Genomic DNA, 25678 nt, shown 5'->3' on the forward strand with positions numbered 1-25678 from the left:
AGCCGGTCAGGGCAGGAACCGGCAGGCAAAGCAGAGGAGGACGCCATGACGGTTAAGGCAATTCTCGAAAGAAAAGGCCATGACGTGTTGACGCTCGGGCCGAACGAAAAACTGAGCGAAGCGATCCGCATCCTGGCCGAACACAAGATCGGCGCGCTGGTCATCACCAATGGCGATCGCAAGATCGTCGGCATTCTGTCGGAACGCGACATCGTGCGGGTCGTCGCCAAGGAAGGCGCGGCGGCGCTCGATATCGCCGTGCGTTCGGCGATGACGCCGAAAGTGAAGATCTGCAACGAGAACCATACGGTCAACGAGGTCATGGAAATCATGACCAGGCACCGTTTCCGCCATCTGCCGGTGGAGAAGGACGGCATGCTCGATGGCATCATCTCCATCGGCGACGTGGTCAAGCGCCGCATAGAGGACGTCGAGCGGGAGGCTGACGAGATCAGGGCCTACATCGCCACCGCTTGAGCAGCGAAAGCACCGCCGGCCGGAGAACCGACCGGCGGAACCATATGCTATCTGTTGTCGAGTTCGGAGCGGACGAGTTCGAGCCCGCGCCGGGTTATGCGATAAGGGCCGCCACCCGACGATGAAACCGCCTTCTTGCGTTTCAGCTTTCGAAACAGGTCGAGATCGACGCCCGGATAGTGCCAGCCATCGCGGGTCAGGCATTTGACGGAGGCGATCCGCTTCTTGTCGTTCTTTTCGATTTCAATGCGTCCGCCCTGCGCGAGCAGGTGCAGGATGCGCTGTTCAATGCGCGAAATATCCATGGGAGAGTTTCCGGGAAAACAAAAAAATACCGCCGCCGCGAAAGCTTCGCGGCACGGGGTTTCAGGTTTTCTGCCCTGCCTCGCTAGGAGGTCAGGGCCTTACCGGGACTGAGCGTAAGTGGACATCCACTCTCCATTGGGGGATGAGCGTCCTTAGGCGAAAGCGGCTGAAAAGGCCAGTCCGCGGCTTTGCGCTTGTCTCGCGAAGCGGTTTGCACTAGCGAAAGTCGACAACCTTGCCCCGTTTGCGTTTTGCAAACAAAGGCACCAATCGATACGCAGCAGGCCGCCATGAGCATCATCGACACCCGTACCCCCGACGCGAAACGCCTGATCCCTGGCGCAACCGGCGACTGGGAGATCATCATCGGCCTCGAGGTCCATGCGCAGGTGACCTCGGAAGCAAAGCTGTTTTCCGGCGCCTCGACCGCCTTCGGCGCCGCGCCCAACGCCAATGTCAGCCTGGTCGACGCGGCAATGCCGGGTATGCTGCCGGTCATCAACGAGGAATGCGTCAAGCAGGCGATCCGCACCGGCCTCGGACTGAAGGCGCAGATCAACCACAAGTCCGTCTTCGACCGGAAGAATTACTTCTATCCCGACCTGCCTCAGGGCTACCAGATCTCGCAGTTCAAGCAGCCGATCGTCGGCGAGGGCACCGTGATCGTCTCGGTCGGTCCCGACCGCCAGGGCGAGTTCGAGGACATCGAGGTCGGCATCGAGCGGCTGCATCTGGAACAAGATGCCGGCAAGTCGATGCACGACCAGCATCCCACCATGTCCTATGTCGACCTCAACCGCTCCGGCGTGGCGCTGATGGAGATCGTCTCGAAACCCGACATGCGCTCGGCCGATGAGGCCAAGGCCTACGTCACCAAGCTGCGCACCATCGTGCGCTACCTCGGCACCTGCGACGGCAACATGGACGAAGGCTCGATGCGCGCCGACGTCAACGTTTCGGTGCGCAAGCCCGGCGGCGAATTCGGCACGCGCTGCGAGATCAAGAACGTCAACTCGATCCGCTTCATCGGCCAGGCTATCGACTATGAGGCCCGCCGGCAGATCGCCATCCTCGAGGATGGCGGCAAGATCGACCAGGAGACGCGGCTGTTCGACGCCGTCAAGGGCGAGACGCGCTCGATGCGCTCCAAGGAAGAGGCGCACGACTACCGCTATTTCCCCGATCCCGACCTCTTGCCGCTGGAATTCGACCAGGCCTATGTCGACGCATTGGCGAAGGAATTGCCGGAACTGCCCGACGACAAGAAGGCGCGACTGATCTCGTCGCTCGGCCTGTCGACCTATGATGCGTCGATCCTGGTGTCGGAAAAGCCGATCGCCGACTATTTCGAAAAGGTGGCCGCCGGCCGCGACGGCAAGCTCGCCGCCAACTGGGTCATCAACGATCTGCTCGGGCAATTGAACAAGGCCGGCAAGAATATTGAAAATGCTCCGGTTTCGCCAGATCAGCTCGGCGCGGTCGTCGATCTGATCAAGGATGGCACCATCTCCGGCAAGATCGCCAAGGATCTGTTCGAGATCGTCTGGAACGAAGGCGGCGATCCGCGCCAGCTGGTCGAGAGCCGCGGCATGAAGCAGGTCACCGACACCGGCGCCATAGAGAAGGCTGTCGACGAGGTGATCGCCGCCAACCCGGACAAGGTCGAGCAGGCGCGCGCCAAGCCGAGCATGGCGGGCTGGTTCGTTGGCCAGGTGATGAAGGCGACCGGCGGCAAGGCCAACCCGCAGGCGGTCAACGACCTGGTCAAGGCCAAGCTCGGTATCGAGTAAGGCGGTGTTCGTCCGCACCGCCGGGGAGCGCGATCTTGTTGCCGTGCGGGCGCTGCTGGTCGAAACCTGGCATGCGACCTATGACGCTGTCTACGGCGCCGCCAAGGTCACCGAGATCACCGACGACTGGCACTCGATCGTCTCGCTTCGGTCGCGGCTGACGCGGCCGAACTCGGAATTCCTGGTGGCCGATGACGGCAAGCGGATCGGCGGCATGGCTTTCGCGGCCGCCACCGCCGATGCGAAGGTCATCATGTTGAACCAGCTCTACGTGCATCCGGACTGCCAGCGGCGAGGGATCGGGCAAGCGCTGCTGGACGAGATCGAGGCCAGTTTCCCGGAAGCTCGAACGCTGCGCGTCGAGGTCGAGGAAGCCAACGGCGGCGCCATCGCTTTCTACCGATCGGCCGGGTTTTTACCTTCCGGCAATGCTGCAGAAGCCCGTGACGTCGCAAGGCCGGCAACACTGAGTTTCGAGAAGCCGCTCGGATAGATCGCCGCCGGCATGCACGGCCAGCAATTGTCTCGCGTTTTTGATTTGACCGGCCCCCACGGCCGCATCAACGCTGCCTCGGCCTGCGCCCGTACCAATGACGCGCCGGCGCGAGGGGGGAATTCATGCCGAGCTTACCGGAACTGATGCCGACACAGGTGTCGGACGAAAACTTTGGTGGCGTCACCTATCATATCGCGGGCGAGCTTGTGCCGGTGCTTTCAGTCGATGTGACGCGGATGCCAGTCTATTTCGAGCACCACGTCCTGCTTTGGAAGAACTCCACCATCACCATCGGCCTGAAATCGCTGAAGGGCGCACTGAAGCGCATGATGGCCGGCATGCAGATATTCGTCACCGAGGCGTCAGGAGCAGGCGTCATTGCCTTCAGCCGCGATGGGCCGGGCCATATCGTACCGATCCACCTCAGGCGCGGCGAGGAGATCCAGGTGCGCGAGCACCAGTTTCTCGCCGCCACCGGCAACGTCGATTACACCTTCGAGCGCGTGCGCGGCCTGGCGACGATGCTGTTCGGCCAAAGCGGCTTTTTCATCGACCGTTTTCGCGGCGATGCCGGCGACGGCATCGTCTGGCTGCATGGCTACGGCAACGTCTTTGAAAAGACGCTCGCCGCCGGCGAGACCATCGACATCGAGCCGGGCGGGTGGCTGTTCAAGGATAGCTCGGTCAAGATGGAAACGAAGATCGACCGCCTGTCGAGCGGCTTCTTCGGCGCCAACATGAATTTCATCGTCAACCGGTTCACCGGGCCGGGTCGTGTCGGCATCCAGTCGATGTATCTGCATATGTCGACCGAGGAATAGGCGCCGATGCGTCAGGTCACGCCCCGTTGCGTGAACGCAAGGGCGGCGACAATTCGCGGATCAGCAGTTCGAGTTCGCGTTGATCGCCGGTTCCGGTCTTGTCGTAGATCGTCGCCAGCTGCGACTTGATCGTACCATCCGAGACGCCGCTGGCGGCGGCAATCTCCTTGCGCGTCTTGCCGGCGGCGACATGGCCGGCAACGCGCTTTTCCGCCGCGGTCAGGCCGAACAGCGCGCCGATCGCCTCCAGCGCCGGGATCGGGGCGGTGCCGGCGGCGGCGATGAAGATCGCGGCGGCAGCGCGCTGCGACATTCGCGCCGAAATCTCCCGCCTTGCCAGCGGCATGACATGCGCCACCGCCGGAACACTGACCATGGCGAGCGGAATGTCGATGCCGGACGGCCCGAGCGCGAATTCGTCGCGTGTGCCGAGTGCAACCGCGCAACTGATCGAGGCATTGGCCTGCGGATAGGCGAACGACAATTGGCCGCGCACCGAACGGACGGCTGAGTTCTCGACAAGCAGCGCTTCGGCCGCCGGATTGGCGAAGATGATCTGCATGTCGGCGGAAACGATCATCACCGGGTGGTCGAGGGTCTCGAGGACGGTGCGGAAAATCTCCGCCTTGCGCCGTTCCGCCTCGAAAAGGTCGCCGATGGTCACGGCGCGCCGCACGTGCGGCGCAAGCGACGAGACCAGTTCGAGATCGTCGGCCGAAATCTGTCGCCTGTCCTTGTCCGTCACCACCATCAGCGTACCGATGCGGGTTGGCCTTTTCATCAGCGCGACCCAGAAGAAGTCATCCAGCCGGTTGGGTTCCACCCATTCGCGCACGATGCGGCTTTCGATCCAGTTCTGTCGAGCGTCGGGACCTTGCAGCGCATAGAAGGAATCGACCGTGAACGGCATGTCGATGTCCATCTTCGGTACGGCCGTGAAGAAGGGTACCTCAGACCCATAATCGCGCTGCAGCGGCTCGAGCATCGACGGATCGCCGCAGGAAACCGAAAACCGGGCAGAGTTGCCGACCGTGTCGATGACCGCCAGCATGGCAAGCTGGCCGAGTGCCAATCGGCGGATGGCATCGAGCGTCGACTGCCAGCGGTCGACGTCGGCAACTGAATCGTAGATCGCTTCGACGATCCGCGGCAGAGCACGGTCAACTGTGTTCGCCAACGCAGACATGGACCCTCGCGTGTCGCCTTCAAGTAAGTGTCAGGTTCCACAGCTGCGCTGCGTAAGGTTGCACAATAGTGTCGTCATGTAACTTGCTGATGCCGCCACACCCAAGGATTGTTTCATCGCGGCAAGCGGCGGTGTCTCTGCATCGCGCTTCGCTTGGCGCATCATCGTCATCGTCGGGACATGGCCGGCCGATGGTTCCATGTCCGGACATGCGTCATCCTCGCATTTGCTGTGCCGGCTCACGACAGATATGCAAGGGCATGACCAAACTGTCCCGCATCACAGCGTTGGCGCTGCTCGCCATCATCATCTTCGCGACCTTGTCGCCGATCCAGATGCGGCCCCACATTGCGGAGGCGAATGTTGAGCGCGCCCTGGCTTATGTGCTGTTGGGATTCGCCCTGGCGCTGGGCTTCCCCAACCGTCTCTATCAAGCCTTGATCTTTGTTGTCGTGACCGCTGGCATGCTGGAACTGCTTCAGATCGTTGATCCCGGCCGCCACGCGCACCTTGCCGACGCACTCGTGAAAGCATCGGCCGGCGTTATCGGGATCGCCGTGGGGCAACTGTTCGTCAGGACTGGCGTACGAAAAAGACAGAGTTAGGCGCGGCAGGAAGCGAAATGCGACTGATCGAAGCTGCGTGCCCTAGATGGAGGGGACTTCCACATTGTCGATCAGCCTGGTCTTGCCGAGCCAGGTTGCCGCGAGCAGGCGCCCTTGACGGTCGCGACGCCATGGCGCGAGCGTCAGGCTTTCGCGCGCCTCGACATAGTCGACTTCCGTGAAGCCGGCCGCGATGAGCGTACGGCTGGCTTCGGCGGTCGCGTCTTTTTGGTCGGCACCGGCCGCCATCTCCGCGGCCGCCTTTCGCAGGATAACGTTCAATTGGCGGGCGATGTTGAGTTCGGCTTCGCCGAGATAGGCGTTGCGTGACGACATGGCGAGGCCGTGCGCGTCGCGGATCGTCGGTGCGCCGATGATTTCGACGGGCAGGTCCAGGTCGCGGCAGAGCTGCCTGACGACGCAAAGCTGCTGGTAGTCCTTCTCGCCAAAGACCGCGCAGTCGGGCGTTGCCTGCAGGAAGAGCTTTGCCACCACTGTGGCGACGCCATCGAAAAAGGTCGGGCGAAAGTCCGATTCGAGCCCGGCGGCGGGCCCGCCGACCGAGACTTTGGTGGCAAAGCCGGCGGGGTACATCTCGCCGACCGTTGGAGTGAAGGCAAGGTCGGCCCGAGCCAGTCCCAGCCGGTCGAGGTCGCGGGCGAGCTGGCGCGGGTATTTGTCGAGGTCTTCGGACGGTGCGAACTGCGTCGGGTTGACGAAGATCGACACGACGCAGCGTTCGGCTTTTTCGAGCGCGATCCTGATCAGCGAGATGTGCCCGTCATGCAAGGCGCCCATGGTCGGCACCATGGCGATGCGAAGGCCGTCGCGCCGCCAGCCATGGACCTGCGCGCGGAGTGCGGCAACGCTATCGACGACTAAGGGCCGGCTCATAAGTCATCCCTACGGTTTTTGGCCGAGAAGACATGGTCGGAGCCGGGGAATGTCCGGCTTCGCACCTCCGATGCATAGCTTGCCGCGGCATGCGAGATCACGCTGCGCAGATCGGCATATTCCTTGACGAATTTCGGCACCCGGTCGACGGTCAGCCCGACCATGTCGTCGATGACTAGGATCTGGCCGTCGCAATCGCGGCTGGCGCCGATGCCGATGGTTGGAATGGCGATGCGGTGGGTAATATCGGCCGCAACCGTCTCGACCGTGCCTTCGATAACCACCGAGAACGCACCGGCTTCCTCTACAGCGAGCGCGTCGCGAACCAATGCCTCGACGTTCTCCTCGGTGCGGCCCTTGATCTTGTAGCCGCCATCCTTCTCGACCGATTGCGGCAGCAGGCCGATATGCCCCATGACCGCAATGCCGGCGGCCACGATCGCCGCGATCTGCCGGGCCATGTCGACGCCGCCTTCGATTTTCACCGCCTGGCAGCCGGTTTCGTCGACCACCCGCCGCGCCGAGGCAACGGCTTGCGCTGCTGAATCCTCATAGCTGCCGGCCGGCAGGTCGACGACGACGCAGGCCTTGGCCGAACCGCGCATCACCGCTTGCCCATGCGCGATCATCATCTCGAGCGAGGCACCCAGCGTCGTCTGGAGGCCATGCAGGACCATGGCGACGCTGTCGCCGACCAGAAGCAGATCGACATGCTCGTCAAGCAAACGGGCAAAGGGATAGGTATAAGCGGTCAGGCAGACGATCGGCGTGCCGCCCTTGCGGCGGCGAATCAGATCGGCGCTGATGCGAATGTCGGTGGTCGGCAATTCGTGGGCCAATCGTCACCTCCTTCGGCCGCAGCCGGGTTGGATACCCGCATGTGCGCGCAGAGCTTTAGAAAGACCGCAAAGGCTTGGCAAGCGCGCATCCGGCGAAGGACAAGATCACGGGCTTTTGTCGGGTCTCCGGCAAGCCATTTGTGCGCTCCCTGCGGCAAAAGCCTTGCCTTCCCGAAGGCCTGACGCCATAAGCAGGAAACGGGCGCCGTCGGCGCGAGGGTTCTGAGATGAAGACTTTCCTTACGCAGTTTTTCACCTGGTGGAACAGCCAGACGCTGGGAACGCGCCTGCACACCTGGCGGCATGGCAGGAAGGTCGGCCAGGACGAGACGGGCAACGTCTACTACGAGGGTGGCATCGATTCGGAAGGCCGCACGCGCCGCTGGGTCATCTATCGCAACTATTCGGAAGCGTCGGCCATTCCGCCCGGCTGGCACGGTTGGATCCATCACCGTGTCGATGTCGCGCCGCCGAGCGAGGACTACAAGCCACGCGACTGGCAGAAGCCGCATCAGCCCAATTTGACCGGCAGCCCGGCGGCCTATCGGCCGAAGGGCTCGGTGCTGACCAATCAGCATCGCCCGCAGGTCACTGGCGACTACGACGCCTGGACGCCCGGGTCGTAACGGCCGCGGCTTGTAACGGCGCAAGGGCAGGCCGGTCCTTTATCGCCACAATTGGTGTTTAGCTGCTTGCTGATCAGAAAACGGCGACTAGCCTTGGCGATCGACAGAATCACCCGGGCGCGAACCACCGGTATCCCTATATGAGCTTTTTCAGCCTGACATCGATGGGCGGCCTGACGGTAGCCGCCGGCCTTGCCGTCAGCACCGCGGCCTTTGCCGCTTCGCCCGCACCTGCCGCGCCCGCGCCGGCGGCGCCCGCAGGATCGGATCGCATCACCAATCCGGTTGCCGAATTCGCCGGCATCGACAAGATCACCGGCCGCATCATCACCTTTGACGTCTATATCGACGAGACGGTGCAGTTCGGCGCTTTACAGGTGACCCCGCGCGTCTGTTATTCGCGGCCGCAGACCGAGGAGCCTAAGACCGATTCCTTCGTCGAAGTCGACGAGATCACGCTCGACCGCAAGATTCGCCGTATCTTCACCGGCTGGATGTTCGCCGAAAGCCCAGGCCTCAACGCTGTCGAACATGCCGTCTATGACGTCTGGCTGAAGGCCTGCAAGCAGAAGTCGGATGTCCCTGCGCCAGACGCCGCCAAGGCTGACGGAACCAAAGCCGACGCTACCAAGCCTGCTGCAGCCAAGCCGGAGACTGCACCCACTCCGGATGTGGCGCAGCCCGATCCCGCACAACCGGATGCCACCGACGCCAACTGATCCTCCGGAACCGTCGCCGCCATCATGCGTTAGGGCCACGAACGGCAGCGCATCAATGCGCCTGGAGGACGGTTTCCCATGTCAGACCACAAGCGGATCACCGCCAGCAAGAAAGAGCTGCTCGAACTCGAAAAGGGGTTCTGGACGGGCGACGCGGCCTACTACGCGGCTAATGCCGACACCGAATGCCTGGTTGCCTTTCCGCAGATGGCAAAGGCGATGGACAATGCCGATCTCGCCAAGACCGCGACCAAGCCCAACCGCTGGCGCGACCTCGATATCGAGCTCAAGGGAATAATCGAGCCGGGCAGCGATATCATCATGCTGACCTACGAGGCCCATGCGACACGCGAGAACGGCGAACCCTACGCGGCGTTGGTCAGCACCGGCTATGTCCATCGCGTCAACGGCTGGAAGATGATGTTCCATTCGCAGACACCGTTGGAGACCGCGACCGGGAAGTGAGAGGCTTGAACGTCAGGGAAAAAAGATCGCCTCACCCTTCAGCGCTTCGGCCAGCATCTTCTCGTATTTGCCGCGCGGCACGTCGACCGCGCCGAAGCGCTTCAGGTGCTCGGTGGTGAACTGCGTATCCAGCAACGCGAAGCCCCGTTCCTTCAACCGCTCGACCAGATAAAACAGGCAGGTCTTGGAGGCGTCTGTCTCCCTGGCGAACATGCTCTCGCCAAAGAACACTCGGCCGAGCGACACGCCATAGAGGCCGCCGACCATCCTGTCCTCGCGCCAGGCCTCAACCGAATGACAATGGCCCAGCCGGTGCAGTTGCACATAGGCTTCGCGGATCGGCGCATTGATCCAGGTCGACCGGCGCTCCTCGCGCTTTTCGGCGCAGCCATCGATCGTCGCTTCGAAATCGAAATCGAAACGGATGTCGAACGGGTGCTTGCGGATCGTCTTCTTCAAGCTCTTGGGCGTGTGAAAACCTTCGAGCGGGATGATGCCGCGCGTTTCCGGCCGCACCCAGAACACTTCTGGATCGCTGGCGCTCTCGGCCATCGGAAAGACGCCCGAGGCATAGGCCTTGAGCAGCAGGTCGGTGGGGATGCGATAGCCGGGCGCGTAGGGACGGGTCATCGCGTTCCCGCGCTATTCGCCTTTGGCCAGGTATTTTTCCAGCCAGTGGATATCGTACTCGCCATTGGCGATGTCCGCATTGCCGACGAGATCGCGAAACAGCGGCAGCGTCGTCTTGATGCCGTCGACGACGAACTCATCCAGGGCCCGCCGCAGCCGCATCATGCACTCGACGCGGTTGCGCCCGTGCACGATCAGCTTGCCGATCAGGCTGTCGTAATAGGGCGGGATCTTGTAGCCGGAATAGACGCCTGAATCGACGCGGATGCCGAGGCCGCCAGGCGTGTGGAAGTGGGTGATGGTGCCGGGCGAGGGGGTGAAGGTGCGCGGGTCCTCGGCATTGATGCGGCATTCGATGGCGTGGCCGTTGAACTTGATGTCTTCCTGTTTCACCGAGAGCCCGCCGCCGGAGGCGACGCGGATCTGTTCATGCACCAGATCGATGCCGGTGATCGCTTCCGTCACCGGATGCTCGACCTGCAGGCGCGTGTTCATCTCAATGAAGTAGAATTCGCCATTCTCGTAGAGAAACTCGATCGTGCCGGCGCCGGAATAGCCAAGGTCGGCAATGGCCTTGGCGCAGATGTCACCGATGCGGGCGCGTTCCTCGGCATTGAGTGCCGGCGAGGGCGCCTCTTCCCAGACTTTCTGGTGGCGGCGTTGCAGCGAGCAGTCGCGCTCGCCGAAATGGACGCCGCGGCCGAAACCGTCGCCGAACACCTGCACCTCGATATGGCGCGGCTTTTCCAGGTATTTCTCGATGTAGACGGCATCGTCGCCGAAGGCCGCACCCGCTTCCGTGCTCGCTGTCTGCAAGGCGATCTCAAGGTCAGCCTCGGTAAGGGCGACCTTCATACCGCGCCCGCCACCGCCAGCCGATGCCTTGATGATCACGGGATAGCCGATCTCGGCGGCGATGCGCCTGGCTTCCTTTTGATCGGTCACGGCGCCGTCGGAGCCCGGCACCACCGGAATGCCGAGGCGCTTTGCGGTTCGCTTGGCTTCGATCTTGTCGCCCATGATGCGGATGTGATCGCCGGACGGACCGATGAAGGTGATATTGTGCGCGGCCAGGATGTCGGCGAACTTGGCGTTCTCCGACAGGAAGCCGTAGCCCGGATGCACCGCGTCGGCGCCGGTGATCTCGCAGGCGGCAACGATTTGATGGATGTTGAGATAGCTGTCGCGCGATGGCGGCGGCCCGATGCAGACGCTCTCGTCGGCCAGCCGCACATGCATGGCGTCGGCATCGGCGGTCGAATGCACCACCACCGTCTGGATACCGAGTTCCTTGCAGGCGCGCAGCACCCGAAGCGCGATTTCGCCGCGATTGGCGATGAGAATCTTCTGAAACATCCGGCCCGCTCTACTCGATCACGACGAGCGGCATGCCGTACTCGACCGGCTGCGCGTCCTCGAACAGGATCGCCGTCACCGTGCCGGCGCGGGGCGAGGGAATCTGGTTCATCGTCTTCATAGCCTCGATGATCAGCAGTGTCTGGCCTTCCTTGACCTTCTGGCCGACTTCGATGAACGCCTTGGCGTCGGGCGACGGCGCCAGATAGGCGGTGCCGACCATCGGCGAGGCCACCGCGTTCTTCGACACGTCGACCGTTGCCGGGCCGGCCGCGGCGGCAGGCTGGGCTGCTGCCGGCGCATAGGCCGGTTGCGGCGCTGCGATCGCATGGACGGCAGGTGCCTGCCGCGAGACGCGCACCTTCAGGTCGCCCAGTTCAACCTCGATCTCGGTCAGGTTGGTGTCGTTCAGTATGCCCGCCAGATCGCGGATCAGTTGCTGGTCAACACCGGTCTTCTTTATCGACATTTTCGAGCCTTCTGTTTGTTGGCCGGTCATAGGCGTGCGGCCAGCGCCTGCAGCGCCAGCGTGTAGCCGAGCGGCCCAAAGCCACAGATCATGCCGACGGCAACCGGCGCGACCATGGAGACGTGGCGGAATGATTCCCGCGCATGGATGTTGGAAAGATGGACTTCGGCGACTGGCAGCGGCGCGACGGCGCGGATGGCGTCATGGATCGCGATCGAGGTGTGGCTGTAGGCGCCCGGATTGATGACGATGCCGACAGCCTTGTCTCCGGCTTCCTGAATCCAGTCGACAAGGTCGCCCTCGTGGTTCGACTGGCGGAAATCGATCTCGAACCCAAGCGAAGCGCCGGCCTGCTTGCAGTCGTCGGCGATCGCGGCAAGCGTCTTGCCGCCATAGATGCCTGGCTCGCGCTTGCCGAGCGCGTTGAGATTGGGACCGTTCAGGACGAAAACCGTTTTCAAAAAAGCCGACCTTCTTCGGCGCCGACATCAAGCCGGCGCGCTGGGCCCTCTATAATGGGCATAGACGTCCGCGAAAAGAGCGCAAGTGCGTTCTTTCACTGTCCACAACAGGCGGAAATGCGCCCGTGAAGAAAAGCGAGGTTGATCAAAGCGCGGCTTTCGCCGCCTGAATCTTTTCCGCGAGCACTTCCTGTCCGAGCGCCCCGAACACGACCTCGTTGCCGACCACATAGGATGGCGTTCCGGTGATCGCCAGCTTGTTGGCAAGATCATAGGTCTTGGAGAAAGCCTCGGGGATCGACGGGTCCTTCATTTTCTCGCGTAGCGTTGCTTCGTCGGCGCCGAGCGAAAGCGCGATCTTGATGGCCGCTGCCTCCGTGGCGCGTCCCTGGCCGCCGAGCAGCGCATTGTGGAATTCGCCGTACTTTTCCGGCATCATCAGGTGGAACGCCATCGAGACGACGCTCGCTTTCTGCGAATCCGGTCCGAGGATGGGAAATTCCTTGAGCACGAAGCGCAGGTCCGGATCGGCCTTGGTCAGCGCCCGCATGTCGTCGATGGCGCGTTTGCAGAAGCCGCAATTGTAGTCATAGAACTCGACGATGGTGACCTTGCCGTTCGGGTTGCCGACGACGCCGTCGAAAGCCGAGTTGAAGATCTGGTCCTTGGCGTCCTTGATCACGCCCAGATGGGCGATGCGCTGCTCTTCCTTCTGCTTGGCCTCAAGCGCGTCCTGAACCTCCAGAAGCACTTCCGGGTTCTTCAAGAGGTAGTCGCGGATGATGCCTTCCACCTCGGCGCGGTCGATCTTGGTGTCGCCCGCCATCTGGACAGGCTGCGCCGTGCCGGCCTTTGCAATCTCTGGGCTTCCGGCCACGAATCCGAAAGCCAGCATGGCAAGGGCGACCGCAATCCCCGTGGTGCCCAGCAGCAGTGCTTTTTTCATCGTTCCTGTTCCTTTTGCCTGTTTTCCGGCCCGGTATGCCAGGCTATGTCGCAGCGCGTGGCCGGAAGGTTCACTTGATCTTGATCTTGTTCGACGGTGTGTAGTTTATAATGTCTTGAGCGCGGAGCCAGCGCGGCTCGCCGCGCTTCATCTGCTGCTGCGCCCGCATGGCGAAAATCTTCGCATCCTTGTAGTTGCCGGAATAGAAGTGACCTTCGGCGGTGGCAAGCTCGGCGCCCGGGATGTCACCCAGTTCGCCATAGGCCTGCGCCAGGTAACGGTATCCGGCGGAATTTTCTTTGTCGCGCCCCAGACCATTGTTGATCTGCACCACTGCCTTTTTCAAGGATTCTGGTGTGCCGATGGCCATCAGCGCCTGGCCCCAGGAAACCGGCAGCAGCCCCGACCGCGCCGGATCGAGGCTGACCGCCTTGGCATAGGCGTCCGCGGCATCCTTGGGCCTGTTCGCCTTCATCAGGATATCGCCACGCAATTCCTGAAAATAGGCGTTTTTCGGCTGGGTCTTGATCAGTGCATTGGTCTTGGCGAGCGCGGTGGCGATGTCGCCGAACAGGTAGGTGGCCTGGGCATCGCCATATTGCGCGGCGAGGCTGCCTGGCATCTTGCGTATCAGCCGCGACGCGGCCGCCTGGCCGTCCATGTAGACGGCGATCTTCACTCGCATCATGTCGTGCCGCTGCTGCAGCGCCGGCGGGTCGATCTTGTCGACGTAAGGGCTCTGCTTCACCAGCACTTCGAGATTGGCGATACGATCCTGCGGCATCGGATGGCTGATACGGTAGGGATCGACCTGCGCGCCCGATAGCGACAGCGCCGTCTGGAAACGGTGGAAAGTCTTCAGCATGCCCATGCCGGACTGGCCGGTGGCGTTGAGATAGGTGATCGCCGAGCGGTCGGCAGTCATCTCCTCTGTGCGCTGATAGGCGAGGATGCTGCGCTGTGCCATCTCGCCGCCGCCGGCCGCCACGCCCATGCCAGCGCCGGCAAGGCCGCGGCTGTTGGTGGCGGCGCCGGCGGCGATGGCACCGGCGCCAAGCAATGTGGCGATGATCGCCATCGTCTTGGCGCGTTCGAGCTGGTCGCGCAGTTTCTGCTGGTGGCCGCCGGCGATATGGCCGGCTTCGTGCGCGATGACGCCGATGATCTCGTTGGGTGTTTCGGCCGTCATCAGCGCGCCGGTGTTGATGAACAACCGGCGTCCGGTGACGAAGGCATTGAAGCTCTGATCGTTGACCAGGACGATGTCGATCCCGTCATTCGCCAGTCCCGCCGCCTTGAAGATCGGCCGCGCATAGTCGCGCACCAGCGCCTCGATCTCGGCATCGCGTATCACGGGCACGTTCTGGGCGAAGGCGCTGACCGAACTCGTCACCGCAACGACAGCCCCGAGCGAAAGCGTCGCGAAGACGCGCGCTGCCTGGGCAATCGTCGATCTGGGTCGGCTCAACATGACGTGTCCACTGGTAGACGAGCGGGCGAAGGATGAAAAGTCGGCACCGGAAACTTCCTCAACTTGTGATCCTCACATCAATCGGGCATTTGTGCGGCGCATGCGCCAGAAGTTGGCGCCCTCAGCCATCGGGAATATTGGTTAAATGGTCGTTTCGCTCTCACGCCGTGGCAATGTCGAGCCGTTCCACGCGATGGACATCCTGGCCGAGGCAAACCGGCTGAAGGCCCAGGGTGTGCCGGTTGTTTCCATGGCCGTCGGACAGCCCTCCGATCCGGCGCCCGCCCGCGTTCGCGCGGCGGCAGGCAAGGCCTTGCAGGACGGACGCATCGGCTACACCGACACGCTCGGCCTCGCCGCCCTGCGCAAGGCGATCGCCGAACACTATGCCGATCACTATGGCCTCGATGTTCCACCCAGCCGGATCGCGGTGACCACCGGATCGTCGGCCGCTTTCAACCTCGCCTTTCTGGCAATGTTCGATCCTGGCGACCGCGTCGCCATCGCCGCGCCCGGCTATCCCGCCTATCGCAACATCATGGCAGCGCTCGGCATCGAGGTGGTCGAGATCGAGCTTGGCGAAGAGGCCTACCTGCATGCCGGCCATCTCGAGACGGCGCATCGCGAGAAGCCGCTGAAGGGCGTTCTGTTTGCTAGCCCGGCTAACCCAACTGGCGCTGTCATTCCCGCCGCCGAACTGTCGGCGTTGGTGAAGACGGCGCAAGACCTCGGCATCGCAGTGATCTCCGACGAGATCTACCACCGGCTGGCCTATGCTGCCCCCGACACCACGACTCTCGCCTACGGAAGCAGCGTGACGGTGATCAATTCCTTCTCGAAGTATTACTGCATGACCGGCTGGCGCATCGGCTGGATGGTGCTGCCGGAAGAGCTGGTGCGGCCGGTCGAGCGCATCGCCCAGAGCCTCTACATTTCACCGCCGGAGTTGTCGCAGATCGCCGCGATCGAGGCCTTCGCCGCAACCGAGGAGCTGGAGGCGGTCAAGGGCCGCTACGCCTGGAATCGTGAGCTCCTGATGAAACGTCTGCCGGAACTCGGCTTTTCGCTGGCCGCACCCATGGATGGCGCCTTCTATGCCTTTTGCGATGTCACCAGACACACCAATGACAGCATGGCCTTCGCGCGAAGGATGCTGGCGGAAGCGCATGTGGCGGCAACGCCCGGCCGCGACTTCGATACCCAGGCGGGGCACCGCACCATGCGTTTCTCCTATGCCGGCAGCCACGACGACATGGTCGAGGCAATGGCGCGCATCGAACGCTGGTTGAGGTAGCATCATGCCGGAACTCGAGCAGGCACTGGCCGAGATCGCCGCCGAAATGGCCGAACGCACCGATCGTGGCGATGTCGCCACCTACATTCCGCAGCTCGGCAAGGTCGATCCCAAGAAGTTCGGCATAGCCGCCGTCACCAATGACGGCCGCGTGCTGATGGCGGCCGACGCCGATCAGGCTTTTTCGATCCAGAGCATCTCAAAAGTGTTCACGCTGACCTTGGCGCTCGGCAATGTCGGCGACGCGCTGTGGCAGCGGGTCGGACGCGAGCCGTCGGGCAATCCGTTCAACTCGATCGTGCAACTCGAGCAGGAGAACGGCATCCCGCGCAATCCGTTCATCAATGCCGGCGCCATTGTCGTTTCCGACATCCTGCTTGCCGGCCACCAGCCGCGCGAGGCGATCGGCGAAATCCTGCGCTTCATCCAGTTTCTGGCCGATGACGAGACTGTTATCATCGACCGCGAGGTCGCCGCTTCCGAAAGGGCTACTGGCTATCGTAATTTTGCGCTCGCCAACTACATGAAATCCTTCGGTAATCTCCATCACGAGCCGGAATTGGCGCTGGGCGTCTATTTCCACCACTGCGCCATTGCCATGAGCTGCCGGCAACTGGCGCTCGCCGGCCGTTTCCTCGCCAATGGCGGCAAGAACCCGGCGACCGGGCATTCCGTGGTGTCGGCCGAGCGCGCGCGTCGCATTGGCGCGATGATGCTGACCTGCGGCCACTATGACGGCTCAGGCGACTTTGCCTTCCGCGTCGGCATTCCCGGCAAGAGCGGCGTCGGCGGCGGCATACTGGGCATTGTGCCGGGCGTCGCCTCGCTTGCCGTCTGGTCGCCTGGCCTCAACGCCAATGGCAATTCCAAGCTGGGTTCGATCGCGCTGGAAAAGCTGGCCAGGATGATGAACTGGTCGATCTTCGCGCCATAGCATATCGCCATCTGCCAGAACGCCAGATATGAAAAATCCCGCGCCGTTTTTCGAACGGCACGGGATTCTCTTTTGTCAAAAAATCAATTCAAGCGACTGAAAGGCTTAGAAAAAGCCCTTCCGCTGCCACCAGCCTGCGCGCTTCGGCTTGTCCTCGGTTTTGGCTGCCGGCTCTTCCGCAACGGTCGAAGAGACCACCGGCACGACCGGCGCATCGACGACCGTCGGCCTGCGCCGTGACGGCCGGGCCTTCGAGGGCTTTTCCTCGACAGCCGCGACCACCGGTTCGTTCGCAACCACAATCGCAACCGGAGCCTCGATTGGTGCTTCCTCGGCGACTTCGACAGAAGTCGCCTCGGCGACGGCTTCGGCCGCTGCTTTCTTCGGCTTGGCTGCACGACGCGGCTTCTTGGGCTTCTCGGTGCTCGGCACTTCGTCGCTCACCGCAGCCACTGGCTCTTCGACGGGCGCGGCGATAACCGGCTCGATCGATGCAGCCTCGCTTGCGGAACCGTCGCCCTCGGAAGGTTGGGTGGTTTCGCCGACACCTGCCTCGGTCTCGCCTTCACCGTCTTCACGGCGGTTGCGCTTGCCGCCGCGCTTGCCGCGGCGGCGCTTCTTGCCCGGGCCCTCATCCGAAGCCTGGAGCGTTTCATCCGTTTCGGCGGCGCCGAGCGGAGCAGTTTCGTCCGTTTCGGAGTCGTCGGCTGTCGGGTTCGCCGATTCAGAGAAATCGCCCGCCGGAGCGGAGACAGAAGCACCATCCGCAGCGGCGCCATGTTCGCGATCGCGATCCTTGCCGCCGCGCCGCCTGCGGCGTTTGCGACGCTTGCGGTCACGGCCTTCGCCTTCTTCTGCGCTGGCAGGTCGCGGCTGTTGTTGCTGCGGCTGCTGGCGGGGCTGCTCGGCCTGCGCCGGTGCCTCGTCCTCTTCCTCCACGACGACAATCTCGTCCTCGGGCTCGTCCGGCTCGACATAGGCCGGGAAACTCCGCGCCTCGACAAAGCCTTCCGGCTTTTCGGCCAGCGCGCCGCGGAAGATCGCATAGTGCTGCGCACCGACCGTATCGTCGGCCTCGATGGTGATGGTCAGGCCGAAGCGGCTTTCGAGTTCCACCAATGTACCGCGCTTGTGGTTGAGCACGTAGAGCGCAGTGGCCGCAGGTGTCCGCACGGTGATGTGGCTGCGCGAATCCTTGAGCAGGAATTCCTCGATCGCCCGCACCACCATCAGCGCGACGGACGAATCGGAACGCACATGGCCGGTGCCGCCGCAATGCGGGCAGGGCTTCATGGTCGATTCCAGCACGCTGGCGCGGATGCGCTGGCGCGACATCTCCATCAGGCCGAAATGCGAGATGCGACCGACCTGGATGCGCGCGCGGTCGTTCTTGAGGTGGTCCTTCAACCGCTTCTCGACGGAGCGGTTGTTGCGGTTCTCCTCCATGTCGATGAAGTCGATGACGATCAGGCCGGCGAGATCGCGCAGCCTGAGCTGGCGGGCGACTTCCTCCGCCGCTTCCAGATTGGTGTGAAGCGCCGTGTCCTCGATCGAGTGCTCCTTGGTGGAGCGGCCCGAATTGACGTCGATGGCGACCAGCGCTTCGGTCTGGTTGATGATGATGTAGCCGCCGCTTTTCAGCGTCACCTGCGGCTGCAGCATGCGGTCGAGCTGTGCCTCAATGCCGCTGCGCACGAAGATCGGCGTCGTGTCGCGGAAGGGCTGGACGACCTTGGCATGGCTGGGCATCAGCATGCGCATGAAGTCCTTGGCCTCGCGGTAGCCTTCCTCGCCGGAGACGAGAATCTCGTCGATATCCTTGTTGTAGAGGTCGCGTACCGAACGCTTGATCAGGCTGCCCTCCTCATAGACCAGGGCAGGGGCCGTGGATTGCAAGGTAAGATTGCGGACGTTTTCCCAAAGCCGCATCAGGTATTCGTAATCGCGCTTGATCTCGGCCTTGGTGCGGCTCTCGCCGGCGGTGCGCAGGATGACGCCCATGCCCTGCGGCACTTCGAGATCGGCAACCACCTCCTTGAGGCGCTTGCGGTCGACCGCGCTGGTGATCTTGCGCGAAATGCCGCCGCCGCGCGCCGTGTTCGGCATCAGCACCGAATAGCGGCCGGCAAGCGACAGATAGGTGGTCAGTGCGGCGCCCTTGTTGCCACGTTCTTCCTTGACGACCTGCACCAGCAGGATCTGCCGGCGCTTGATCACCTCCTGGATCTTGTACTGGCGGCGCACCGGCTTGCGGCGGTTGCGCACTTCCTCCAGCGCATCCTCGGCGCCGACCGATTCGATCTCGTGATCGTCCGGATGCGAGGACTGCACCTCCTCCAGCATGCCGCGATCGTTGTCGCCGGACGTCGCTTCGCTTCCCTGTTCCGCTTGCGGGACGGCTTCGGAAATCACATCGGCCTCGATGGAGGCCGCGATCGACGTGGGACCGCCTTCGCGGGGTTCGGTTTCGCCCTGGTCGGCTGAATCCTCGTCATGGTCGGACGTATCGGCGTGTTCCGAAGTATCGGCAGTGTGTTCGATGGTCTCGAAAGCGGGAGAGGCGTCTTCAGCAACAGCATCGGCATCGGCGCTGTTGTCGTTGCCTTCGCCTGCCTCGCCGGAATCGGCTGCGCCCGCATCGCGCCTGTGTTCACCGCGGTCGCGGCTCTTGCCGCCACGCCGGCGCCCGCGCCGCCCGCGATCGCGGCTCTGGCGATCGTCGCCTTCGCCGTCCTCGTCCTCCTCGTCCTCAGCCTCCTGCGCTTCCGCGCGCAGCAGTGCCTGACGGTCGGCGACCGGAATCTGGTAGTAGTCGGGGTGAATTTCACTGAAGGCGAGAAAACCGTGACGGTTGCCGCCATATTCGACAAAGGCTGCCTGAAGGGAGGGTTCGACGCGCGTTACGCGGGCGAGGTAGATATTTCCTTTGAGCTGCTTCTTGTCCTGGGATTCAAAGTCGAATTCTTCGATACGGTTACCCCGTACGACGACAACTCGTGTTTCCTCCGGGTGGGAGGCGTCTATCAGCATTTTGTTGGGCATTATTTCGTTTCCTCCCGGCAGCCGTCAGCCGCAGCTTGCAAGGCAAGGCCCGCTGCTGCGTGTCTGGAGTGTGGGTGCCGGATGTCTGAATGTCCGCCGGCCGCCGCTTGAGCGCCATGGCGGTGCCGCCCGCAGCCATAATGGCGCGGTTTGATGCGGACCTTTCCATGATTGCGCTTGAAGCCATCGTCACCAGCAGAACCTTTTGAACCAAAGCCCGGCAAACCGGACCAGCTTGTTTGCTCATACAGAGCCGGCGCGGGAGCAAACCCGGCCGTTTTCCTCACGCAGGCGATTCCCCCGCCACGGGCGCACACCTGCGAAATTCGTCGCGATCACCTGAAGCCTTTTCGCGTGAAGCGAAAGGAGCCGCCCTTCGTCTGACCCTGTAGCAGGAAGCTTAGGAGGAGGGCGGTTCCAGGATTGCAGTGATCCACCATCGCTTTTATGATTTGGCGGGGTGGATGGCAACCCCGATTTCCGATGCCGGCAAAAAGCAGTTCCGTAACGTAAGAACAAGCTCAGACCCTTGCATGAAAAGGCTTGGTTAACCTTCTCTGGATACCAATCGTTAATCGAGTTCGCGGCCTAACCGGCACTTCGACGAAACGACCGGGCGTCTGCGCCAAACCGGGAGCGACTGGAAAGAGATGGGACTGGCGGACTTCACAGACAAGGGATGTCGTGTTGGCGGCCAGATTCTCGGCGTCTTTTGTCTTTTGCTGCTGGTGGCGATCGCTTCCGCTTTTTCCGCCGTTGCCAATGCCGCCGACGCACCGCTCGTGGCAACCGGCTACAAGATGGCGGGCGATGCCACCAAGATGCGTATCGTCATGAATTTCGATCGCGAACCTGATGTCAAATGGTTCCTGCTGCGCGGTCCCAACCGGCTTGTCATCGATCTTGCGAATACGAGATTTGCGATTGGCGCCAAGGACCTGAAGGCGCGCGGCTTGGTCCGGGGCGTACGCTTGGGCGCGCTCGGCGAGGGCGTTTCGCGACTGATTCTCACCGGCAAGGGTCCGTTCGCCGTCGACAAGCTCGATGTGCTCAAGAACGAGGATGGAACCGGCTACCGCATCGCCATCGACATGTCGGCGGCCTCCGAACGGGAGTTTGACGCCGCACTTGCCAATCAGGCGCTGACCACTGGCTCGACGGTTTCGACGGACAAGGGGGGGCGGGTCGGCACCGGGCCGGTCTCCAATCCGGGTCACCGCTTCACCGTCGTCATCGATCCTGGCCATGGCGGCATCGACGGCGGCGCCGAGGGCCTGAACGGCACTATCGAGAAGAATGTCACGCTCGCCTTCGCCACTGAGTTGCGGGACAAGCTCGCAGCCGTCGACAAATACGATGTCTTCATGACTCGCGATACCGACGAGTACCTGCGCCTGGACGACCGCGTGCGCATCGCCAGGCAGCACGAGGCCGATCTGCTCATTTCCATCCATGCCGACACCATCAGCGTCAAGGGCATCCGCGGCGCCACCGTCTACACCGTCTCCGACAAGGCTTCGGATCCGGAGGCGCAGGCGCTCGCCGACCGCGAAAACCTCTCCGACCAGTTCGCCGGCATGGAAATCAAGAACGACAACAAGGAAGTGACCGACATCCTGATCGACCTGATCCGCCGCGAAACGCACAATTTCTCGATGAGTTTCGCCCACACGCTGGTCGGACAGCTTTCGACCAGTGTCGGTCTCATCAACAATCCGCAGCGTTCCGCGGGATTCAAGGTCTTGAAAGCACCGGACGTGCCGTCCGTTCTGGTCGAACTCGGTTATCTCTCCAACGCCAAGGACGAGGCGCAGCTGCTCGACGCCGATTGGCGCGGCAAGGCGGCTCAAAGCATCACCAACGCCGTCGCGTTGTTCGCCTCCGCCCGCACCGGAGCAGGTGCCGGAGGCTGACATGCCCGGCGGCGCCTGCAACCAGAGGCGGCGTTGCGCGACGACAACACCTGGTGCCTTTATTTCCGCCTTGCGGTCACGAAATCAGGCATTGCCGTATTTTGTCCACATGGTGGCGACATGGGTTTTCGATTGCGGTTTGGGACCGGTTCGAAAGCTTGCGCGAAAGGCGGCTTCGTTTAGGAAATTCCCGGACCAAGGACTGGAGCGGGTATGATTCGTCTCATTGGCTATTTTTTCGGCATCGGCACGACGCTGGCCCTTCTGGTCGCGGCGGGCGTTGCCATCTATATCGGCCATTTGTCGAAAGATCTTCCCGACTACGAGGTGCTGGCCAAATACGAGCCGCCGGTGACGACGCGCATCCATGCGTCTGATGGCGCGCTGATGGCTGAATACGCGCGCGAGCGGCGCCTGTACCTGCCGATCCAGGCCATACCGGATCGCGTCAAGGCGGCCTTTCTCTCGGCGGAAGACAAGAACTTCTACAACCACCCCGGCATCGACGTGACCGGCCTTGGCCGCGCCATCATCGTCAACCTGCAGAATTTTGGCTCAGGCAGGCGTCAGGTCGGTGCCTCGACGATCACCCAGCAGGTGGCGAAGAACTTCCTGTTGTCCTCGGACCAGACCTATGAGCGCAAGATCAAGGAGATGATCCTCGCCTTTCGCATCGAGCAGGCCTACCCCAAGGATCGTATCCTCGAGCTCTACCTCAATGAAATCTTCTTCGGCTTTGGCGCCTACGGCGTCGCCGGCGCGGCGTTGACCTATTTCGACAAGTCGGTGAACGAACTGACCGTCGCCGAGGCCGCCTATCTGGCCTCCCTGCCGAAGGGGCCGAACAACTATCATCCCTTCAAGCATGCCGACCGCGCGCTGGAGCGCCGCAACTGGGTCATCGATCAGATGGTCGAGAATGGCTATGTCACGCGTGAGGAAGGCGCCAAGGCCAAGGCCGAGCCGCTCGGCGTGACGCCGCGCCGCAACGGCACCTATCTTTTCGCCGGCGAGTATTTCACCGAGGAAGTGCGCCGCCAGATCATCGCCCGCTATGGCGAGAATGCACTCTACGAGGGCGGCCTCTCCGTCCGCACGACGCTCGATCCGAAGATCCAGCTCATTGCCCGCAAGTCGATGCAGAGCGGGTTGATCAAATACGACACGCTGCGCGGCTATCGAGGCCCTGTGACGACCATCGACGTATCCGGCGACTGGGGCGTTCCGCTGGGCAACGTCAAGGGGCTGGAGGATGTTCCCGAATGGTCGCTCGCCGTCGTGCTCGACAGTTCGGAGTCCGGTCTGTCGATCGGCCTGCAGCCCGCGCGCCAGGCGTCGGGCGAGATCGTCAAGGAACGCGTCGAAGGCACCGTCAGCAAGGAGGACATGGGTTTTGCCATGCGCCATGTGGTCGGCGGCAAGACCGTCAAGGCCAAGTCGCCGGCGGAGGTGTTGAAGCCGGGCGATGTCATCTTTGTGCAGAAGAACGACGGCGCCGATGGGGCCTACAGCCTGCGTCAGGTTCCTGAGGTCGAGGGCGGCCTGATCGCCATGGATCCCCACACCGGTCGCGTGCTGGCCATGGTCGGCGGCTTCTCCTACGCACAGTCGGAATTCAATCGTGCGACGCAAGCCATGCGTCAGCCGGGTTCTTCGTTCAAGCCGATCGTTTATTCGGCCGCGCTCGACAATGGCTATACGCCGGCCTCGGTGATCATGGACGGGCCAATCACCATCCAGAGCGGCAACACCACCTGGACACCGAAGAACTACGACGGCACGGTGGCGGGTCCGGCAACCCTGCGCTCCGGCATCGAGAAGTCGCGCAACCTGATGACGGTGCGGCTTGCCAATGACATGGGCATGAAGCTGGTGGTGGAATACGCCGAGCGCTTCGGCGTCTACGATCACCTTGCGCCGTATCTGCCGATGGCGCTGGGCTCCGGCGAAACGACAGTGATGCGCATGGTATCGGCCTATTCGATCATGGCCAATGGCGGCAAGTCGATCAAACCGTCGCTGATCGACCGCATCCAGGATCGCTACGGCAAGACGGTGTTCAAGCAGGACGAACGCGGCTGCGAAGGCTGCAACGCGCCCGAATGGCAAAACCAGCCGGAGCCGGAACTGGTCGACAATTCCGAGCAGGTGCTCGATCCGATGACGGCCTATCAGATCACCTCAATGATGGAAGGTGTCGTGCAGCGCGGCACCGGCGCCACCATCGGCGAACTTGGCCGCCACATCGCGGGCAAGACCGGAACGACGAACGACGAAAAGGACGCCTGGTTCATCGGCTACACGCCCAACCTCGTCGTCGGCCTCTACATGGGCTACGACACGCCGCGCGGCCTTGGCCATGGCGCCACCGGTGGTGGCCTCGCCGCGCCGATCTTCAAGGACTTCATGCGGGTGGCGCTGGACGGCACACCCAATGTCGACTTCAAGGTTCCGGATGGCATGAATCTGGTCGCCATCAATCGCAAGACCGGCATGCGTGCCGCGTCGGGCGATCCGGGCACCATCATCGAAGCCTTCAAGCCGGGGACCGGTCCCGCCGACAGCTATTGGGTGATCGGCATGGGCGCCGACGGCTCCAATGGTTCCGGTGGCGCACTGTCGCCGCAGGCCAACCAGGCCATCCAGGACGGCGGCGGCGGTCTTTACTGACGATTTTCATGAGCGGATGGGCTGGCCTTGTGCCAGCCCATTTTGCTTTACAGCCGGCGGCAGCCTCCCTATGTATCGCGCCGACCGATCGCCATTTCAGCAAACAGGACGAACAGCCAGCCATGCGCGCGGAAACGCAAAACATCGTCGACGAGATCAGGCAGGCGATAACCCTGCTGAGGAGGCATCTTTGACTGGGATCAGGCCATAAAGCGGCTTGAATACCTCAATGTGCGCGCCGAGGACGCCAGCCTCTGGAACGAACCGCTGGAAGCGCAGAAACTGATGCGCGAACGCCAGGGTCTCGAGGAAGGCATCGCGTCGGTGAAGGGACTGACGCAGGCGCTGGAAGACAATATCGGCCTGATTGAGCTCGGTGAGGAAGAGCACGACGAAGGCGTCGTCGCCGAGGCGGAAGCCGCGATCCGTTCGATGCGCGGCGAGGCAAAGGCCCGCCAGATCGAGACGCTGCTGTCGGGTGAGGCCGACGCCAACGACACCTATCTCGAAGTCCATGCAGGCGCCGGTGGCACCGAGAGCCAGGACTGGGCCTCGATGCTGCTGCGCATGTACACGCGCTGGGCCGAGCGCCGCCGCTTCAAGGTCGAGGTTCTGGAAGTCCATGACGGCGAAGAAGCCGGCATCAAGTCCGCTACGCTGCTGATCAAGGGTCACAATGCCTATGGCTGGCTGAAGACGGAATCAGGCGTCCATCGCCTGGTGCGCATTTCGCCTTACGACAGCAATGCACGCCGCCACACTTCATTTGCCAGCATCTGGGTCTATCCGGTCATCGACGACACGATCGAGATCGATGTTTCCGAATCCGATGTCCGCATCGACACCTATCGCTCGTCCGGCTCGGGCGGCCAGCACGTCAACACCACCGATTCGGCAGTGCGCATCACCCATCTCGCCACTGGCATCGCGGTCGCTTGCCAGGCCGAACGCTCGCAGCACAAGAACAAGGCCAAGGCCTGGGAGATGTTGCGCTCGCGCCTCTACGAAGAAGAGCTGAAGAAGCGTGAAGCGGTTGCAAACGCCACCGAAGCGTCGAAGAGCGATATCGGTTGGGGTCACCAGATCCGCTCCTATGTGTTGCAACCATATCAGCTGGTGAAGGATCTTCGCACCGGCGTCGAGAGCACCAGCCCGTCGAGCGTGCTCGATGGCGACCTCGACGATTTCATGGAAGCCTCGTTGTCGCAGCGTATCGAGGGCGGTGCGGGTGAGGTTGTGGCGGACCTGGATTGATGCATGTAGCCCAA

Annotated in this window: 24 protein-coding genes; 13 read left to right on the plus strand and 11 right to left on the minus strand. The window is 62.6% G+C overall.

Annotation, left to right across the window (positions count from 1 at the left end; translation table 11 throughout):
- Nucleotides 1-45: 45 nt before the first annotated feature.
- Complete coding sequence (locus BLS48_RS13940) at nucleotides 46-477, plus strand: CBS domain-containing protein (protein ID WP_091578414.1); 432 nt, start codon at nucleotides 46-48, stop codon at nucleotides 475-477.
- A gap of 47 nt (nucleotides 478-524) precedes the next feature.
- Here the strand turns inward: BLS48_RS13940 and BLS48_RS13945 are convergent, their stop codons facing one another.
- Nucleotides 525-782, minus strand: coding sequence for a YjhX family toxin (locus BLS48_RS13945; RefSeq protein ID WP_091578416.1), 258 nt, complete (start codon nucleotides 780-782; stop codon nucleotides 525-527).
- Between the two features lie 291 nt (nucleotides 783-1073).
- Here BLS48_RS13945 and gatB point away from each other — a divergent pair, with 291 nt between their 5' ends.
- The 3 genes from gatB to BLS48_RS13960 all read left to right on the plus strand — a co-directional run bounded on the left by gatB (nucleotide 1074) and on the right by BLS48_RS13960 (nucleotide 3890).
- Nucleotides 1074-2573: an Asp-tRNA(Asn)/Glu-tRNA(Gln) amidotransferase subunit GatB gene (gatB, locus tag BLS48_RS13950; RefSeq protein ID WP_091578418.1), complete on the plus strand. Its 1500-nt coding sequence runs from the start codon at nucleotides 1074-1076 to the stop codon at nucleotides 2571-2573.
- A gap of 4 nt (nucleotides 2574-2577) precedes the next feature.
- Entirely contained in the window at nucleotides 2578-3066 is a 489-nt protein-coding gene (locus BLS48_RS13955; RefSeq protein WP_091578419.1) for a GNAT family N-acetyltransferase, read from the plus strand.
- A 125-nt stretch (nucleotides 3067-3191) separates the two neighbouring features.
- Nucleotides 3192-3890 (plus strand): AIM24 family protein, encoded by a 699-nt coding sequence (locus BLS48_RS13960; protein WP_091578421.1) that lies wholly within the window; start codon nucleotides 3192-3194, stop codon nucleotides 3888-3890.
- 16 nt (nucleotides 3891-3906) lie between these two features.
- On the opposite strand, the gene BLS48_RS13965 is transcribed toward BLS48_RS13960, so the two are convergent.
- On the minus strand, nucleotides 3907-5076 hold the full coding sequence (locus tag BLS48_RS13965) for a helix-turn-helix transcriptional regulator (protein WP_091578422.1): 1170 nt from the start codon (nucleotides 5074-5076) through the stop codon (nucleotides 3907-3909).
- Nucleotides 5077-5336: 260 nt separating this feature from the next.
- Here BLS48_RS13965 and BLS48_RS13970 point away from each other — a divergent pair, with 260 nt between their 5' ends.
- A complete protein-coding gene (locus BLS48_RS13970; RefSeq protein ID WP_167365077.1) occupies nucleotides 5337-5681 on the plus strand; it encodes a VanZ family protein in 345 nt (114 codons plus the stop codon).
- Between the two features lie 42 nt (nucleotides 5682-5723).
- Here BLS48_RS13970 and panC read toward each other — a convergent pair whose 3' ends face one another.
- Together panC and panB are read right to left on the minus strand one after the other, a co-directional pair.
- A complete protein-coding gene (gene panC / locus BLS48_RS13975; protein WP_091578424.1) occupies nucleotides 5724-6575 on the minus strand; it encodes a pantoate--beta-alanine ligase in 852 nt (283 codons plus the stop codon).
- Nucleotides 6572-7414 carry a 3-methyl-2-oxobutanoate hydroxymethyltransferase gene (gene panB, locus BLS48_RS13980; protein ID WP_091578425.1) on the minus strand — a complete coding sequence of 281 codons (843 nt, stop codon included), beginning with the start codon at nucleotides 7412-7414 and terminating at the stop codon, nucleotides 6572-6574. The genes panC and panB overlap by 4 nt, the downstream gene beginning before the upstream one ends.
- A gap of 227 nt (nucleotides 7415-7641) precedes the next feature.
- Here panB and BLS48_RS13985 point away from each other — a divergent pair, with 227 nt between their 5' ends.
- The 3 genes from BLS48_RS13985 (at nucleotide 7642) to BLS48_RS13995 (ending at nucleotide 9224) form a co-directional block, all read left to right on the plus strand.
- Nucleotides 7642-8040 (plus strand): NADH:ubiquinone oxidoreductase subunit NDUFA12, encoded by a 399-nt coding sequence (locus tag BLS48_RS13985; RefSeq protein WP_091578427.1) that lies wholly within the window; start codon nucleotides 7642-7644, stop codon nucleotides 8038-8040.
- A 140-nt stretch (nucleotides 8041-8180) separates the two neighbouring features.
- Nucleotides 8181-8759, plus strand: a complete 579-nt coding sequence (locus BLS48_RS13990) for a DUF2155 domain-containing protein (protein ID WP_091578428.1) — start codon at nucleotides 8181-8183, stop codon at nucleotides 8757-8759.
- Between the two features lie 78 nt (nucleotides 8760-8837).
- Nucleotides 8838-9224: a hypothetical protein gene (locus tag BLS48_RS13995; RefSeq protein ID WP_091578430.1), complete on the plus strand. Its 387-nt coding sequence runs from the start codon at nucleotides 8838-8840 to the stop codon at nucleotides 9222-9224.
- 12 nt (nucleotides 9225-9236) lie between these two features.
- On the opposite strand, the gene aat is transcribed toward BLS48_RS13995, so the two are convergent.
- From aat to BLS48_RS14025, 6 genes are all read right to left on the minus strand, one after another.
- The gene (aat, locus tag BLS48_RS14000) at nucleotides 9237-9854 is read right to left on the minus strand and encodes a leucyl/phenylalanyl-tRNA--protein transferase (RefSeq protein WP_091578431.1); all 618 of its coding nucleotides are present in this window, start codon (nucleotides 9852-9854) and stop codon (nucleotides 9237-9239) included.
- 12 nt (nucleotides 9855-9866) lie between these two features.
- Nucleotides 9867-11210 (minus strand): acetyl-CoA carboxylase biotin carboxylase subunit, encoded by a 1344-nt coding sequence (accC, locus tag BLS48_RS14005; RefSeq protein WP_091578433.1) that lies wholly within the window; start codon nucleotides 11208-11210, stop codon nucleotides 9867-9869.
- A gap of 10 nt (nucleotides 11211-11220) precedes the next feature.
- A complete protein-coding gene (accB, locus tag BLS48_RS14010; RefSeq protein WP_091578528.1) occupies nucleotides 11221-11679 on the minus strand; it encodes an acetyl-CoA carboxylase biotin carboxyl carrier protein in 459 nt (152 codons plus the stop codon).
- 26 nt (nucleotides 11680-11705) lie between these two features.
- Nucleotides 11706-12140: a type II 3-dehydroquinate dehydratase gene (aroQ, locus tag BLS48_RS14015; protein ID WP_091578434.1), complete on the minus strand. Its 435-nt coding sequence runs from the start codon at nucleotides 12138-12140 to the stop codon at nucleotides 11706-11708.
- Nucleotides 12141-12285: 145 nt separating this feature from the next.
- The gene (locus BLS48_RS14020; RefSeq protein ID WP_091578436.1) at nucleotides 12286-13086 is read right to left on the minus strand and encodes a DsbA family protein; all 801 of its coding nucleotides are present in this window, start codon (nucleotides 13084-13086) and stop codon (nucleotides 12286-12288) included.
- Nucleotides 13087-13156: 70 nt separating this feature from the next.
- Nucleotides 13157-14557, minus strand: a complete 1401-nt coding sequence (locus BLS48_RS14025; protein WP_091578437.1) for a M48 family metalloprotease — start codon at nucleotides 14555-14557, stop codon at nucleotides 13157-13159.
- Between the two features lie 145 nt (nucleotides 14558-14702).
- On the opposite strand from BLS48_RS14025, the gene BLS48_RS14030 reads away from it, so the two are divergent.
- Nucleotides 14703-15851: a pyridoxal phosphate-dependent aminotransferase gene (locus BLS48_RS14030; protein ID WP_091578439.1), complete on the plus strand. Its 1149-nt coding sequence runs from the start codon at nucleotides 14703-14705 to the stop codon at nucleotides 15849-15851.
- Nucleotides 15852-15855: 4 nt separating this feature from the next.
- On the plus strand, nucleotides 15856-16785 hold the full coding sequence (locus BLS48_RS14035; protein ID WP_091578441.1) for a glutaminase: 930 nt from the start codon (nucleotides 15856-15858) through the stop codon (nucleotides 16783-16785).
- A 105-nt stretch (nucleotides 16786-16890) separates the two neighbouring features.
- Here BLS48_RS14035 and BLS48_RS14040 read toward each other — a convergent pair whose 3' ends face one another.
- On the minus strand, nucleotides 16891-19827 hold the full coding sequence (locus BLS48_RS14040) for an Rne/Rng family ribonuclease (protein ID WP_091578442.1): 2937 nt from the start codon (nucleotides 19825-19827) through the stop codon (nucleotides 16891-16893).
- A 650-nt stretch (nucleotides 19828-20477) separates the two neighbouring features.
- Between BLS48_RS14040 and BLS48_RS14045 the strand changes: the two genes are divergently transcribed.
- The 3 genes from BLS48_RS14045 to prfB all read left to right on the plus strand — a co-directional run bounded on the left by BLS48_RS14045 (nucleotide 20478) and on the right by prfB (nucleotide 25664).
- Nucleotides 20478-21740 carry an N-acetylmuramoyl-L-alanine amidase gene (locus BLS48_RS14045; protein WP_091578444.1) on the plus strand — a complete coding sequence of 421 codons (1263 nt, stop codon included), beginning with the start codon at nucleotides 20478-20480 and terminating at the stop codon, nucleotides 21738-21740.
- 213 nt (nucleotides 21741-21953) lie between these two features.
- A complete protein-coding gene (locus BLS48_RS14050) occupies nucleotides 21954-24410 on the plus strand; it encodes a penicillin-binding protein 1A (RefSeq protein ID WP_091578446.1) in 2457 nt (818 codons plus the stop codon).
- Nucleotides 24411-24532: 122 nt separating this feature from the next.
- A protein-coding gene (gene prfB / locus BLS48_RS14055) for a peptide chain release factor 2 (RefSeq protein ID WP_143019428.1) occupies nucleotides 24533-25664 on the plus strand; the annotation gives its coding sequence in 2 pieces (ribosomal slippage) (nucleotides 24533-24598 and nucleotides 24600-25664; 1131 coding nt in all).
- Nucleotides 25665-25678 lie beyond the last annotated feature (14 nt).

This window comes from Mesorhizobium qingshengii (assembly GCF_900103325.1).
GTDB classification, from domain to species: domain Bacteria; phylum Pseudomonadota; class Alphaproteobacteria; order Rhizobiales; family Rhizobiaceae; genus Mesorhizobium; species Mesorhizobium qingshengii.